General features: G+C 57.6%; 15 protein-coding genes. 10 read left to right on the top strand and 5 right to left on the bottom strand.

All coding sequences use genetic code 11. The features are described 5' to 3' along the window. Positions 1-72: 72 nt before the first annotated feature. From AC1RKG_RS20440 to AC1RKG_RS20450, 3 genes are read right to left on the bottom strand one after another with little or no spacing between them, the layout of a single operon-like run. Positions 73-471, bottom strand: coding sequence for a RidA family protein (locus AC1RKG_RS20440; protein ID WP_020825011.1), 399 nt, complete (start codon positions 469-471; stop codon positions 73-75). Then, the gene (locus AC1RKG_RS20445; protein WP_493183650.1) at positions 468-1,928 is read right to left on the bottom strand and encodes an N-acyl-D-amino-acid deacylase family protein; all 1,461 of its coding nucleotides are present in this window, start codon (positions 1,926-1,928) and stop codon (positions 468-470) included. Before AC1RKG_RS20445 ends, AC1RKG_RS20440 begins: the two co-directional genes overlap by 4 nt. Before the next feature lie 38 nt (positions 1,929-1,966). Continuing rightward, positions 1,967-2,830, bottom strand: a complete 864-nt coding sequence (locus AC1RKG_RS20450) for a MurR/RpiR family transcriptional regulator (protein WP_046374619.1) — start codon at positions 2,828-2,830, stop codon at positions 1,967-1,969. 193 nt (positions 2,831-3,023) lie between these two features. Between AC1RKG_RS20450 and AC1RKG_RS20455 the strand changes: the two genes are divergently transcribed. From AC1RKG_RS20455 to ridA, 7 genes are all read left to right on the top strand, one after another. Further along, on the top strand, positions 3,024-4,265 hold the full coding sequence (locus tag AC1RKG_RS20455; protein ID WP_493183651.1) for an amino acid deaminase: 1,242 nt from the start codon (positions 3,024-3,026) through the stop codon (positions 4,263-4,265). A gap of 19 nt (positions 4,266-4,284) precedes the next feature. Further along, positions 4,285-5,073: an ABC transporter ATP-binding protein gene (locus AC1RKG_RS20460; RefSeq protein ID WP_493183652.1), complete on the top strand. Its 789-nt coding sequence runs from the start codon at positions 4,285-4,287 to the stop codon at positions 5,071-5,073. 236 nt (positions 5,074-5,309) lie between these two features. Beyond that, positions 5,310-6,266, top strand: coding sequence for an ABC transporter substrate-binding protein (locus AC1RKG_RS20465; RefSeq protein WP_020825006.1), 957 nt, complete (start codon positions 5,310-5,312; stop codon positions 6,264-6,266). Further along, the gene (locus AC1RKG_RS20470) at positions 6,266-7,270 is read left to right on the top strand and encodes a FecCD family ABC transporter permease (protein WP_046374622.1); all 1,005 of its coding nucleotides are present in this window, start codon (positions 6,266-6,268) and stop codon (positions 7,268-7,270) included. The genes AC1RKG_RS20465 and AC1RKG_RS20470 overlap by 1 nt, the downstream gene beginning before the upstream one ends. A gap of 313 nt (positions 7,271-7,583) precedes the next feature. Then, on the top strand, positions 7,584-8,519 hold the full coding sequence (pyrB, locus tag AC1RKG_RS20475; RefSeq protein WP_020825004.1) for an aspartate carbamoyltransferase: 936 nt from the start codon (positions 7,584-7,586) through the stop codon (positions 8,517-8,519). 12 nt (positions 8,520-8,531) lie between these two features. Next, positions 8,532-8,996, top strand: a complete 465-nt coding sequence (gene pyrI, locus AC1RKG_RS20480) for an aspartate carbamoyltransferase regulatory subunit (protein WP_020825003.1) — start codon at positions 8,532-8,534, stop codon at positions 8,994-8,996. A 157-nt stretch (positions 8,997-9,153) separates the two neighbouring features. Beyond that, positions 9,154-9,540, top strand: a complete 387-nt coding sequence (gene ridA, locus AC1RKG_RS20485) for a 2-iminobutanoate/2-iminopropanoate deaminase (RefSeq protein ID WP_044554008.1) — start codon at positions 9,154-9,156, stop codon at positions 9,538-9,540. Between the two features lie 43 nt (positions 9,541-9,583). Here ridA and AC1RKG_RS20490 read toward each other — a convergent pair whose 3' ends face one another. Together AC1RKG_RS20490 and AC1RKG_RS20495 are read right to left on the bottom strand one after the other, a co-directional pair. Then, the gene (locus AC1RKG_RS20490) at positions 9,584-9,844 is read right to left on the bottom strand and encodes a hypothetical protein (RefSeq protein WP_187962194.1); all 261 of its coding nucleotides are present in this window, start codon (positions 9,842-9,844) and stop codon (positions 9,584-9,586) included. Between the two features lie 8 nt (positions 9,845-9,852). Then, a complete protein-coding gene (locus tag AC1RKG_RS20495) occupies positions 9,853-10,473 on the bottom strand; it encodes a hypothetical protein (protein ID WP_187962193.1) in 621 nt (206 codons plus the stop codon). A gap of 282 nt (positions 10,474-10,755) precedes the next feature. Between AC1RKG_RS20495 and AC1RKG_RS20500 the strand changes: the two genes are divergently transcribed. From AC1RKG_RS20500 to AC1RKG_RS20510, 3 genes are read left to right on the top strand one after another with little or no spacing between them, the layout of a single operon-like run. Then, the gene (locus AC1RKG_RS20500) at positions 10,756-12,192 is read left to right on the top strand and encodes a circularly permuted type 2 ATP-grasp protein (protein ID WP_041415185.1); all 1,437 of its coding nucleotides are present in this window, start codon (positions 10,756-10,758) and stop codon (positions 12,190-12,192) included. After that, positions 12,186-13,115 (top strand): alpha-E domain-containing protein, encoded by a 930-nt coding sequence (locus AC1RKG_RS20505; protein WP_020824999.1) that lies wholly within the window; start codon positions 12,186-12,188, stop codon positions 13,113-13,115. Before AC1RKG_RS20500 ends, AC1RKG_RS20505 begins: the two co-directional genes overlap by 7 nt. After that, the gene (locus AC1RKG_RS20510) at positions 13,112-13,906 is read left to right on the top strand and encodes a transglutaminase family protein (protein WP_046374624.1); all 795 of its coding nucleotides are present in this window, start codon (positions 13,112-13,114) and stop codon (positions 13,904-13,906) included. Before AC1RKG_RS20505 ends, AC1RKG_RS20510 begins: the two co-directional genes overlap by 4 nt. The last annotated feature ends 43 nt before the right edge of the window (positions 13,907-13,949 follow it).

Genomic DNA, 13,949 nt, shown 5'->3' on the forward strand with positions numbered 1-13,949 from the left:
CCGGTTTAGCCATTATGCGGGTTAATCAGCGGTCTGAGGGTGGCTTCCCCCCCCCTTTAATCGGCAAGCACTCTAGCGGGGAATACGTGCGGCGTTATAGCAGGTGATATCCACTTCAACCTTGCAATCCACCACCAGATCGGCGACCGCGCAAATCCGTGCAGGGGGGTGAGCGGCAAAGAACTCGCGAAAGACTTTATTGAATGACTGGAAGTAACGCGCATCGGTCAGAATGACCTTAACGTGCACCACGTCTTCCAGGCCATATCCCGCTTCCGCCATAATATCCAGGCAGTTTTGGATCGCCAGGCGAGACTGATCGATAATCCCCCCCTCCACCACTTCACCGTCTTTCATCGGCGTTTGGCCGGAAATGTACAACCAGCCACCGGCTTCTACCGCGCGGGAAAAGGGCAGATGCTGCCCACCGGTCCCGGTTCCGCCGTCAATGCCGTATCTTTTGATCGTCATGCCTTGCTCCTGTCGATTGTGTTGCCCTGACGGCACAAAAACCGCCCGGCGCGCAGGCCGGTCACGGCCTGATGTTGATAACTCAGTACGCCGTTCACCCACACCGCGTCGATCCCAGCAGCGGGTTGCTGCGGTTGGCTGAACGTCGCGCTGTCTTTCACTTTCAATGCGTCAAACAATACCAGATCGGCGTAGTACCCTGTTTTGATCAGCCCACGCTGCGGCAGTTGATAACGCGCCGCCGACATACCGCTCATTTTGTGCACCGCCACCGTGAGCGGGAACAAACCTTCATCGCGGCTGTAGTGGCCCAGCACGCGGGGAAAAGCGCCCCACAGGCGCGGGTGCGGCATCGGATCGTTCGGCAAGCCATCCGATCCCACCATGGTCAGCGGATAGCGCAATACCCGGCGCACATCCTGCTCGTCCATGTTGTAATAAATCGCCCCCGCCGGCATCAGCCGTTTGCCGGCCTCATGCAGGCTCATTGACCAGGCCCCGGCGATGTCCCGCAAGGATTGCCCCGCCATCTCCGGGTGCGGTTCGGACCAGGTGATGACGATATCGAACTCATCGGTGATCTGTTTTAAATCCAGCGTCGATGAACTGGCGGAATAAGGGTAACAGTCGCAGGACACGTCCTGCGTCTGGCGCACCCTGTCGAACAGCTTGAGCGTTTCCTGCGTGCGGCCCCAGTTTTTCGCCCCGGCGCATTTGTGGTGCGAAATCACCACCGGCACCCGGCCATGGCGGCCAATGTGGAATGCCTCCTCCATTGCCTCGAGTATGGGCTCAAATTCAGAACGCAGGTGAGTGGTGTAAATCCCCTGCTCACCCGCCAGCTCTTCCGCCAATGCCATCACCTCTTCCGTGGGGGCAGAGAACGCCGAGGCATACGCCAGGCCGGTACTCAGACCCAAAGCGCCCTGTTGCAACGCGGCACGCAGCTGCTCACGCATGGCGCAGATTTCCTCGGCATTAGCCGGGCGAAACAGGTCGTCCATTTGGTTACTGCGCAGCGTGGTGTGCCCGATCAGCGTCGCCACATTCACCGCCGGCGTCGCGGCCTCGACCTGCTGACGATAATCGGCAATCGTGGGGTAAACGAAATGCGCTTTTTCTCCCAGCAGGTTCATCGGATCGGGCACGCTGGTTTTGATTACCGCCCCGGCAGCGCTGATGCCGCAGTTGCCGACAATCACCGTTGTCACCCCCTGAGATATCTTCGGCAGCATCTCGGGCATGCGGATCACGTTGGTGTCGTCGTGAGTATGTACGTCGATAAACCCCGGCGACAGCACCCGCCCCCGGCCGTCGATCACCACCTCGGCTTCAGCCTCTATGGCGGGTGCGATCGCCGCAATCCGATCGTCTTTCACCGCCACATCGGCACGGTATTGCGGCCCGCCGCTGCCGTCGATCACCGTGACATTTTTAATCAGATACTGATACCGCATGAATCATCATCCTCAGGTTAGTGTCTTGGGGCAGCGACTCAGTCCCCCAGCGGCTGCCGATCTTCTCCTCCACGGTGACTGTCCAGCGCCAGCTTGATGCGGCGCAGACGGTCCCGGGACTGGCGTTTATTCGCCATGGCCAGCGCCGTCGCCAGCACGTCGACCATCGCCAACATGGCGTAGCGCGAAGTACTGGGTTTATAGATGTAATCATTTTCCCGCACCACCAGCGCCAACAGCACGTCGGCCTGCGCCGCCAGCGGCGTTCCTGCCGGCGTGATGGCCACTACTTTGGCCCCGTACTGGCGAGCAATCGCCGCGCTTTCCACCACTTCCTGCGTGTAGCCGCCCAGCGACAGCGCCACCACCACATCCTGCCTGGCCACCGCCGCCGCCATCATGCGCACCAGCAAGCCGTCGCTTTGCGCGGTCACCGGCAGCCCGAGCCGAAACAGGCGGTGCTGTACCTCAGCGGCACAAATGGTCGAACCGCCCCCCATGCCAATGGCCAGAATTTGCCGCGCGTCGCTGAGCCACTCCACCGCTTTGGCCAGCGCCGGCTCATCGATCGTCCGGCGGTTAATCGTCAGGACATTGATGATGGTTTCGTAAATCCCCTGGATCCCTTCCAGGTCCGGTTCTTCATGGATAAACCGTTGCCCCACCGCCAACGACTGCGCCAGCTTGACCTTAAGGTCACGCACGTCACGGCAGCCCAGCGTTTTGGCGAAGCGCGTGATCGAGGCCTGGCTGACGTTGGCCTGCCGGGCCAGCTCGGCAATCGGCAAAGCGGTCACCGCGTCCGCCTCGTCCAGAATGAATTGCGCGATACGTTTTTCGGCGCTGCTCAGCTCAATAAAAAGCTCTGTAATGCGCGAGATAATGTCGATATCCACACCCATCGCCTCACCCCATAGTGATTAAATTTTGTCATTTACAATGCAAGAAAACAGTGGAAGACTACACAAAAATCAGCGTTTAAAATGATACTTTGTACCCTAAAATCAAAAAATAATATTTAAAACCAATTAAAATCAAAGCAATAAATAAAGATACCCCAATTTAAAAAAGATAGAGCACCCAAAGGATAATGTTATGAAATACCAAAAAGATTTCACCGTTACCCATAAGGCCGCCGTGCTGCGCAGTGACCCGTCTGCGCCGGCAAACCTGCTTAACGAAGATGTCTGCCTGCCGGCCGCGGTGATCAAGCTCAGCAGCCTGGAAAACAATATCGCCTGGATGCAAAACTATGCCGATGCACGCGGCGTCTCGCTGGCCCCGCACGGTAAAACCACCATGACCCCCTGGATCTTCCAGCGTCAGGTAGCCCAGGGCGCCTGGGCGGTGGGCGTCGGTTCAGCCTGGCAGGCGAAGGTGGCAATGGAGGCGGGCGTCCCCCGGGTACTGATGGCCAACCAACTGGTCGGCAAGGCCAATATGCGACTCGTGGCCGAATTGAAAGCGCAACATCCCTCCACCCTTTTCCTTTGCTGCATCGACAGCCTGAGCAATGCGCAAGCCCTCTCGGCGTTTTTCAGCCAGCATGGGCAAACCCTGGATGTCCTGTTGGAACTGGGCGTGCCCGGTGGCCGCTGCGGCTGCCGTAGCGTGGCACAAGCCGAGCAACTGGCGCAGGATATTGCCGGGCTGCCAGGGCTGCGCCTACAGGGTATCGAGCTGTATGAAGGCGTGATGCACGGCGACGACGCCCAGAGTAAAATCGAACGGTTCCTGCGTGACGCCGCCGGCTTGCTGCGTGAACTGCACCGGCAACGTCTGCTCAGCGGTGAAGAAGCAATCCTCACCGGTGCGGGCTCTTCCTGGTATGACGTGGTTTGCCGCGTTTGGGGTGAAGAGTCGCTGCCGGAAAACTGCCGTCGGGTGATCCGCCCCGGCTGTTACATCACCCACGATCGGGGAATTTATCAGGACGCGCAAAATGCGGTGCTGGCCCGCGATAGCTACGCCTGCGATCTGGCGGGGGAGCTAACCTCGGCATTGGAATTGATAGCGCTGGTACAGTCGGTGCCGGAGCCGGGCCGGGTTATCGTCAATTTTGGCAAGCGAGACGCGGCTTTTGACGCCGGATTACCGCAGCCGATCGCCCATTACCGCAACGGGGTTCGGCAAGACAGCGGCGTGCAACAGTTAACCACCCAGGGGATTATGGACCAGCACGCCATGTTAAGCTGCCCGGTAGACTTCCCGGTGCAGGTTGGAGATATACTGGTGTTTGCCACCTCTCACCCCTGCCTGACCTTCGATAAATGGAAGACGCTGTTGGTGATTGATGATAATTACAACGTTATAGAAACCATTGAGACATTTTTCTGAGCTCGGAAAAGGATATTTCATGACCAGCCTGCCCACCGACAGCCTGCTGTCGGTGCAGAATCTTTCTCTGGCGCCCCCAGGGAAAGCCCCGCGAATTGATCGGGCCAGCTTCAGTATTCAACCCGGTGAATCCGTTACCATTATCGGCCCGAACGGCAGTGGGAAATCCACGCTATTGCGGCTACTGACCTGTGAGCTCAAGCCGACCGAAGGCGAAATTCTCTTTCAGGGAAAGCCCCTAGCCAGCTTAAAACCCCAGCAACGCGCCCGCGCTATCGCCTTGCTGAGCCAGCACGATGATGCGGATTTACGGCTTAAGGTTAGCGAGTATGTGGCGCTGGGACGACTGCCCTGGCTGGCCGATCATTCGCCATCTCAACACGCGCTGATAGTTGCAAAAGCGATGGAGGAGGTGGGTATCGGCCACCTGCAACATAGCCCGCTGGGCAAGCTTTCAGGCGGTGAGCGCCAGCGCGCCGGGTTCGCCAGAGCATTGGCGCAGCAGCCGGTGCTGTTATTGCTTGATGAACCCACTAACCACCTCGATCCGCTGGCCCGACATCAACTGCTGTCGCTGATCCATGAAAAAAAGATAGCCACGATAAAAGTGCTGCACGATCTCGAGCTGGTGCAACCCTTTTCCGATAAGGTGATGATCATCAATGAGGGGAAAATCCTTTGTTATGGCCGCCCTGAAACGGTGCTGGAATCGGCGCACCTGCAACAGGTGTTTGGCATGAGAACGCTGCAGGTTCGTCATCCGGAAAGCGGCGAAGCTGTGCGTTTCTTCGAGGCTTTACCGACATAATCCCCGTGATATTCGCCACAACCGACAATTGTTTGATCTAACTATATTTGTCATACGAATTATTCAGGTATGTTGCCCCCGTTTCCAATAAACCGGGTTATTGACTTCGGTTTTGCCGTTTTGCCCACGGGGTTACCCGAGTGGGATGACCTTTCTCCGCCCCACTGACGCCAGGCCAGACAACCGACGGTAATGCCCAATCAATAGCCTTTCGGTGCAATGAATCTGGAGTCGATGTGAAAAAGTTAACCCTCGCCGCGTTACTGGCATTCACCGCGGCAAGCGCCGGGGCCTCTGGTTTCCCGGTTACGGTGGACAACTGCGGCCAGCCCCTGACCTTTGAACGCCCGCCACAGCGTGCCATTATTCAAGATATCAATATGTCGCAAATGGCCTTTGCCCTGCAGCTCCAGCCTTCTATCGTCGGCGTGACAGGGATCTCCGGCTGGTACAAAAACATCCCTGAATTCACGCAGCAGCAGGGAACCATTCCTGAACTGGCCCCCAAATACCCGACGATCGAAAACCTTCTCGCCGCCAGTCCAGACCTGTTCTTCGCCGGCTGGAATTATGGTCTTCGTGGGGAAGTGACCCCGCAAGCGCTGGCAAAATTCAATATCAAAACGCTGGTGTTGAGTGAAAGCTGCATCCACGTCGACAACCATCGGCCGCGGGCCAGTATGGATTTGCTCTACGACGATATGATCAGGCTCGGCAAAGTCTTTGGTAAACAGGAACAGGCGGAAAAGCTGGTCGCAGGCTGGCAACGGCAGGTGGCAGATATCCATCGCAAAATTGCGACGCAAAAACCCGTCAGGGTGTTCCTTTATGATTCCGGCGAAGAAAAGCCCTACACCAGCGGGGCCTACGCCATGCCGACGGCGATTATTGAAGCCGCTGGGGCAACAAACGTGATGGATACCCTGAACACCAGCTGGGTGAACACCAATTGGGAAAGCGTGGCGGCGACAGAGCCTGAATTTATCATTCTGGTGGACTATCAGGCTGAGCCCACCGACAGCATCGATGCGCGGCAGCTTTTCCTTGAACAACACCCCCTGATGAAGCAAACCCCGGCAGTGGTCCATCACCGCTATTTGAAATTGAAATACCAGGCGTTAACACCGGGGCCGGTCAATATTGAGGCGATCCACAAACTGGCTCAGGCCCTTTATCCTGCCGCTGTTAGCTGATGTCGGAAAAAATACGTTTCAGGCTGGCCTGGACCCTCGCCCCGCTGTTATTGGCAGGGTTAATCTTCGCCAATGTCGCCCAAGGCAGCGTGTCGCTCTCTCTTGCCCAGGTGTTAAGCGCGCTGGGCATCGGCCCGGGTGATGTGCCCCCCATGATCAAGAGCATCGTGCTGGAACTGCGTTTGCCACGCACCTTGCTTGGGCTGCTGGCGGGGGCTGGCCTGGCGTTGGTCGGCGCACTGTTGCAAACCACAACCCGCAACGATTTGGCCGATCCCTTTCTGTTTGGCCTCTCCTCTGGCGCCTCCGCCGGCGTGGTGCTGGTGATGACCCGTCTCGGTGATAGCCTCGGGGCCTGGACGTTACCGGTGTCTTCCTTTGCCGGTGGCATGCTCTCTGCTGCCGTGGTGCTGGTTATTTTTATGACTCAATCGCAAAAAGGCACCGAAAAGCTGATTATCTGCGGGCTGGCGGTCTCTTTTTTATTCGGGGCCTTCACCAACTATCTGGTTTTTTCCGGCGATCAGCGTACCGCCAGCAGCGTACTGTTCTGGACGCTGGGCGGGCTGGGGCTGGCCCGCTGGGATAATGTGATTTTTGCCTTGATAGCGCTGCTGTTGCTGGTGGTATTGATTGCCTTGCGCTGGCGATCGCTGGACGGCTTACTGGCGGGCGAACAGACCGCCGGCACGCTGGGCATCAACACCCGCCGTTTGCGCACGGAAGTGTTTCTTTGCTGTTCGCTGGCGACGGCATTACTGGTGGCATTGACCGGGGTGATAGGATTTGTCGGCTTAATGGTTCCCCATCTGGCGCGCCCTTTTACCGGCGTACGTCACCGGCGTCTGCTGCCGTTGGTCGGGGTGTTAGGGGCCATATTGCTCTCTGCCGGCGATCTGCTGAGCCGCGTCATCACCGCCCCCCAAGAGCTGCCCATCGGGATCATTACCGCCGGGCTGGGCGGCGTTTTCGTTCTGGTGATTTTGCTGCGCCGAGCCCACTGAAGGTAAAATTTCTGCCATGCGGCTAAAGGCCACCAGCCAATCGATTGCGAAATGACAAAAATCGGCGTTTTAGCGCTTGCAGTGGACAAAGGCGCGAGTATAATGCGCGACAATTTGCCAGGAGAAAGCATGAAAAACGACGTTTGTTTTGTTAGCCACAACCGACAAAACCGACTGCCAATCGGCAGCCAACTGCCGTTGTTTCTCCTGTTGCTAAACCGATCGTTTCAAGCCCCTCGTTGAGGGGCTTTTTTTTGCCTGAAAAATCTGTTCAAAGCCCCGCGCCACGGGCACGAGTCGAGGAGAGTGAAAAATGGCCAACCCGCTGTATCACAAACATATCATCTCTATTAACGATCTCAGCCGCGAGGATCTGGAGCTGGTGCTGCGCACCGCCGCCAGCCTGAAAGCCAATCCGCAACCCGAGCTGCTAAAACACAAGGTGATCGCCAGCTGCTTCTTTGAAGCCTCGACCCGTACCCGCCTGTCGTTTGAAACCTCGATGCACCGTCTGGGCGCTTCGGTAGTGGGTTTTGCCGACGGCAGCAACACCTCGCTCGGCAAGAAAGGCGAAACGCTGGCCGACACCATCTCGGTGATTGGCACCTACGTCGACGCCATCGTCATGCGTCATCCGCAGGAAGGCGCGGCGCGCCTGGCGACCGAATTTTCCGGCGGCATCCCGGTGCTCAACGCCGGTGACGGCGCCAACCAGCACCCGACCCAGACGCTGCTCGACCTGTTCACCATTCAGGAAACTCAGGGCCGCCTGAACAACATCAATATCGCCATGGTTGGCGACCTGAAATACGGCCGCACCGTGCACTCACTGGCGCAGGCGCTGGCCAAGTTTGAAGGCAACCGCTTCTTCTTCATCGCGCCGGACGCGCTGGCAATGCCGGCCTATATCCTGCAAATGCTGGAAGAGAAAGGCATCGAGTTCAGCCTGCACAGCAGTATTGAAGAAGTGGTCCCCGAGCTGGATATTCTCTACATGACCCGGGTGCAGAAAGAGCGTCTGGATCCTTCCGAATACGCCAACGTGAAGGCGCAGTTCGTTCTGCGCGCAGCGGATCTGGCCGGCGCACGCGCCAACCTCAAGGTGCTGCACCCGCTGCCACGTATTGACGAAATCACTACCGACGTGGACAAAACGCCGTACGCCTACTATTTCCAGCAGGCGGGTAACGGCATTTTTGCCCGTCAGGCGCTGCTGGCGCTGGTTTTAAACGCAGATTTGGCTCTTTAAGGGGGAACCGTCATGACTCACGATAACAAACTGCAGGTTGAAGCGATCAAGTGCGGCACGGTGATTGACCATATTCCGGCACAGATCGGGTTTAAGTTGCTGACGCTATTCAAGCTGACCGCCACCGACCAGCGCATCACCATCGGCCTGAACCTTCCTTCCAACGAGCTGGGCCGTAAAGACCTGATCAAAATCGAAAACACCTTCCTGACGGAGCAACAGGCCAACCAACTGGCCATGTACGCGCCGAAAGCCACGGTTAACCGCATCGACAATTATGAAGTGGTACGCAAACTGACCCTCAGCCTGCCGGATCATATCGACGGCGTGCTGACCTGCCCGAACAGCAACTGCATCAGCCGCAGCGAACCGGTGTCTTCCAGCTTTAGCGTGAAATCCCGCGACGGCGACGTACACCTGAAATGCCGCTACTGCGAAAAAGAGTTCGAGCATCAGGTGGTCTTGCAGGCGGACTGAGTTCGGCCGGCTGCCGGGAGATGAGGCTGTTATTCTCCCGGTGACTGCCTATAATGGGAACCCCGTAGGGGCACCGAATACCGGGCCCGACGCTACGGAGAGCCACGCAGCCCACCGCGCTGCGATTTGAAAGACGAAGGGTATATCAGGAGAAAAAATGTCACGTAACATCAGCACTGAACTCGCCCCGGCAGCCATTGGTCCTTACGTGCAGGGCGTTGATCTGGGCAGCATGATCATCACTTCCGGCCAGATCCCGGTCGATCCGAAAACCGGCGCCGTTGCCGACGACGTTGCCGCTCAGGCTCGCCAGTCGCTGGAAAACGTTAAAGCGATCGTTGAAGCTGCCGGCCTGAAAGTGGCCGACATCGTGAAAACCACGGTTTTCGTGAAAGATCTGAACGACTTCGCTACCGTTAACGCCGCTTATGAAGCTTTCTTCACCGAGCACAGCGCGCCGTTCCCGGCCCGTTCCTGCGTTGAAGTGGCCCGTCTGCCGAAAGACGTGAAAATCGAAATCGAAGCCATCGCCGTTCGTCGCTAATACCGCGACCACGCGCCCAACGGTCAGCCCAGGCTGGCCGTTTTTATTTGTTGACTCGGCGAATTGCGCCCGCAGCCTCACTTATCGGAGAAGATTGAGCCTTAAAACTTTTTGAGGCCTGTTTCAAAACCGCCACCACTTCTTCACGTGAAGCGCTAATCGGCATTCCTCGGGGGGTCAGGCGGTTAATCTCCTCAGAAGTATAGGCTTTTACCGCCGTCAGCCTTCCCCCCTCGGTTTTGTATACCTGCAGTTCATAGGCGTCAGTTTTCGCTATAAACCGATCCGTGGTTTTAATGACCATATTCCCCCCTATAACCCTGTTTGTTGGTCGTCATTGTCGCTCAAATAATGCGCAATCTCAACCGAGGCCGAGTCGTCGATAAACCATTGGAATAATGCCTGAGCATCGCGGTAGAGAATGCCCTTCTCACCCGAGGTGATATCAATAAAGCGATACTCATTGATGTAATAATCAGCAACTCTCGCATTGATCGGTGATATTAGCCGTAAGCCGGTGCATTGAGTAGCGACCATAAATAGCACCGTGGCATAGAGTGCAAAACGGAAAGTGTTCCCGTCCAGGCTGGAGCCTTTGATGTGGAAATTTTGCAGCATTTCAACATTCAGCACCGCAGGCATCTCGTCTGTTGCGGGGCAAAACTGGCAAAGACAAGCCCCTGCAGGCCTTTGATCCGCATCCAGGATCTTAAAACTAAAATTGAAAGCATCTGGATTATCCAACACAGCACCGCTTAGTGCCCACGGCATACGCAGATTTTCAGGTTGCCGACGCGTCTGCACAATGCACCATTCCAAATCTTCAGCAGTCAGCATTTGCACCCGAATGTTATAGGTAGCGGCAGCAAAAATTTCATTGGCGGTAGCCAACGCGGCACGTCCCAGCGCCTGAACATTAAAATCATGTGGCATTACCCTTCCCTTGAATGCATTTAAAAATGAATCTGTTAGATATATTTTCTCGGTTTCCCCCCTATCTTTTTATGCCTTCGCTGAAGAAACAATCCCCGTATTTTGTTACTGAGGCACGCGCCGCGGTTTTGCCCCGTTTTAAGGCAGCGTCCGCTTGGGTTGCACCCAAAGCGGGCCATTTACTGCCGCGAGCCGGCGTTTTCGCGCCATTTTCGCCCCTTTATCACCTTGGCACATTTTATGCTGGTTCTGTATACAGCCTGCAATGTCGACGAGGTGATGATGCTAAATATCGATCTGTCTGCTTCACCGTTTTTTGATGAGATGCTTCTGGCTGAGGGTAAGCACCGGGGTCACTACGAGGCTTACTGGCATTGGCTGCAACAGGCTGACCAAAAGGCCATTCAACGCAAGAGGGAAGAGGCTGCACTGCTGTTTCACCGGGTGGGGATTACCTTTAACGTTTATGGTGAGGATGACGGCGCTGAGCGCTTGATTCCGTTCGACAGCGTACCGCGCATCATACCCGCCAGCGAGTGGGCGATGCTCGATCGCGGTATTCGCCAGCGCGTACAGGCGCTTAACGCCTTTCTGCACGATATTTACCATCAACAACACATTCTGAAAGCCGGGATCATTCCGGCGGAACAGGTGCTGGCCAACGATCAATATCAACCCTGCATGCAAGGGGTCGATCTGCACCGCAATATTTACGCGCACATCGTTGGCGTGGATATGGTGCGCAACGGTGACGGCCAGTATTACGTGCTGGAAGACAACCTGCGCACCCCGTCCGGTGTTTCCTATATGCTGGAAAACCGCAAAATGATGATGCGCCTGTACCCGGAGCTGTTCGCTCAGCAACGCATCGCGCCGGTGGAGCGCTACCCGTCGCACCTGCTGCAAACCCTGCGTGAAAGCTCGCCGATCAACGATCCTACCGTGGTGGTGCTGACGCCGGGCCGTTTCAACAGCGCCTACTTCGAACACAGCTTCCTGGCGCAGCAGATGGGGGTTGAGCTGGTGGAAAGCGCCGACCTGTTCGTCAAGGACGGGGCGGTCTTTATGCGTACCACCGCCGGGCCTTGCAAGGTGGATGTGATCTACCGCCGGGTGGACGACGCCTTCCTCGATCCGCTGGCATTCCGCCCGGATTCGATGCTCGGCGTGCCGGGCCTGCTGTCGGTATACCGCGCCGGCAACGTGGTGCTGGCCAACGCCATCGGCACCGGCGTGGCCGACGACAAGTCAATTTATCCGTACGTGCCGGACATGGTGCGTTTCTACCTGCAGGAAGAGCCGATCCTCAATAACGTGCCCACCTGGCAATGCCGCCACAAGAATGAACTGTCGTACGTGCTGGCGAACCTGGAACAGATGGTGGTGAAGGAGGTGCACGGTGCCGGCGGCTACGGCATGCTGATCGGCCCGGCGGCGACCAAAGACGAAATCGCTCACTTCCGCAGCCTGCTGCTGGCCAAGCCGCATAACTACATTGCGCAAAATACGCTGGCGCTGTCGACCTGCCCGACCTTCGTCAACGACGGCCTGGCGCCGCGACATATCGATTTACGGCCGTTCGCCCTCAGCGGCGCGGAAATCCGCCTGGTGCCAGGCGGCCTGACGCGCGTGGCGCTGGCGCAAGGCTCACTGGTGGTCAACTCGTCGCAAGGCGGGGGAACCAAGGATACCTGGGTGTTGGAGGACGACGCATGCTGAGCCGAACTGCCAGTGAACTCTATTGGATGGCCCGCTATCTGGAGCGGGCGGAAAGCATCGCCCGGGTGCTCGACGTCACCAACAAGCTGTCGATGATGCCGATCCGCGACAGCGAGGATCAGGATCTGCAGGTGCCGCTCAATCTGACCAGTACCGGGCAGCTGTATGCCGCCGCCTACCCCGACCTGACGATGGCCAATCTGGTGAGCTTTTTTGCGCTCGACAGCCGCAACCACAGCAGCATTTACAGCTGTCTGCAAATGGGCTGGAACAACGCCCATGCGGTGCGCGGCAGCCTGTCTTCCGAGGTCTGGGAATGCATCAACGCCACCTGGATCGAAATGAAGCTGATCCGCCGTCAGGGCATAGGTTCGGTGGGCGCGGATGGCTTTTTCGACTGGGTGAAGGAACGTTCTCACCTGTTTCGCGGCGCGATGTTCGGTACCTTGCTGCGCAGCGACGCCATGTGCTTTATCCGTCTCGGTACCCTGCTGGAGCGCGCAGACAGCACTGCCCGTCTGTTAGGGGTCAAGAACTCGCTGATGGACAGCGACGGCGACCCGGTGCGCGAATATTACCGCATGGACACGCTGTTGCGGGCAGTGAGCGCACGCGAAGCCTACCACAGTATCTACAAGCAGCAGCTCAGTCGGGACACCATTGCCGAACTGATGATCCTGCGTAATGAAATCCCCCGCTCCCTGCTGGCCTGCGTCGGCGATCTGGTGCAACAGCTGGAGCAAATTGGCGGCAACAGTGCCAATCAGCCGCGCCGGCTGGCGCATACGCTGCACGCCGAGCTGCGCTTTAGCAGCATGAAAGATCTGAACAAGGTCGGGTTGAACGACTGGCTGGACGCGTTTCTCGGCCAGATTGGCGGCATCGCGGAGAGCATCCATCACACTTATCTGGAGGCGCAATGAAACTGAACATTGAGCACAACACCCACTATACCTATGCCCAGCAGGTGCAGCGCAGCACTCAGTATCTGCGCCTGACGCCGCAGGATTCGGAGCATCAGCGCATCATTTCATGGCAGTTGACGCTGCCGGAAGATGCCGTGTGCACCACCGATGCCTTCGGCAACGTGCTGCACGTGCTGACGCTGGATCACCCGCACCAGGCCATCAGCATTCAGGCCCACGGCGTGGTGGAAATTGAAGACGGTGCCGAAGATCAGGTGATGGGGCATTTGTCGCCGCTGGTCTTCCTGCGCCACAGCCCGCTGACCCAACCCGACAGCGCGATCCAGGCCTTCGCCCTGCGCTACTACCAACCGCAGGCGGTGCTGGACGGGCTGGAAAATCTGATGGGCGAGCTGCTGCTCAAAATGCCGTACACCCCAGGGTCAACCAGCGTCACCGACAGCGCGGCCCAGGCATTCGCAACCGGCACCGGCGTCTGTCAGGATCATACCCACGTATTTTTGGCCTGCTGCCGCAGCCTGAACATTCCGGCGCGCTATGTCAGCGGTTATCTTTATAGCGAGGACTCGGCCCACGTCGCCACCCACGCCTGGGCCGAGGCCTGGGTCGACGACCGCTGGCACAGCTTTGACGTCACCAACAATACCCGCCTGCCGAATCAACACCTTAAGCTGGCGGTAGGCATCGACTATCTCGACGCCTGCCCGGTACGCGGGATGCGGCTCGGCGGCGGCTGCGAGAACATGCAGACCATCGCCGAAGTGCAGATGATGCCAACCGGCCAGTAGCCTCTTGCCGAAAACCAAGGTTTACGGCACGCTGGCGGTTGGC

The sequence above is a fragment of the Serratia sp. GW822-FHT06D09 genome, assembly GCF_058799515.1.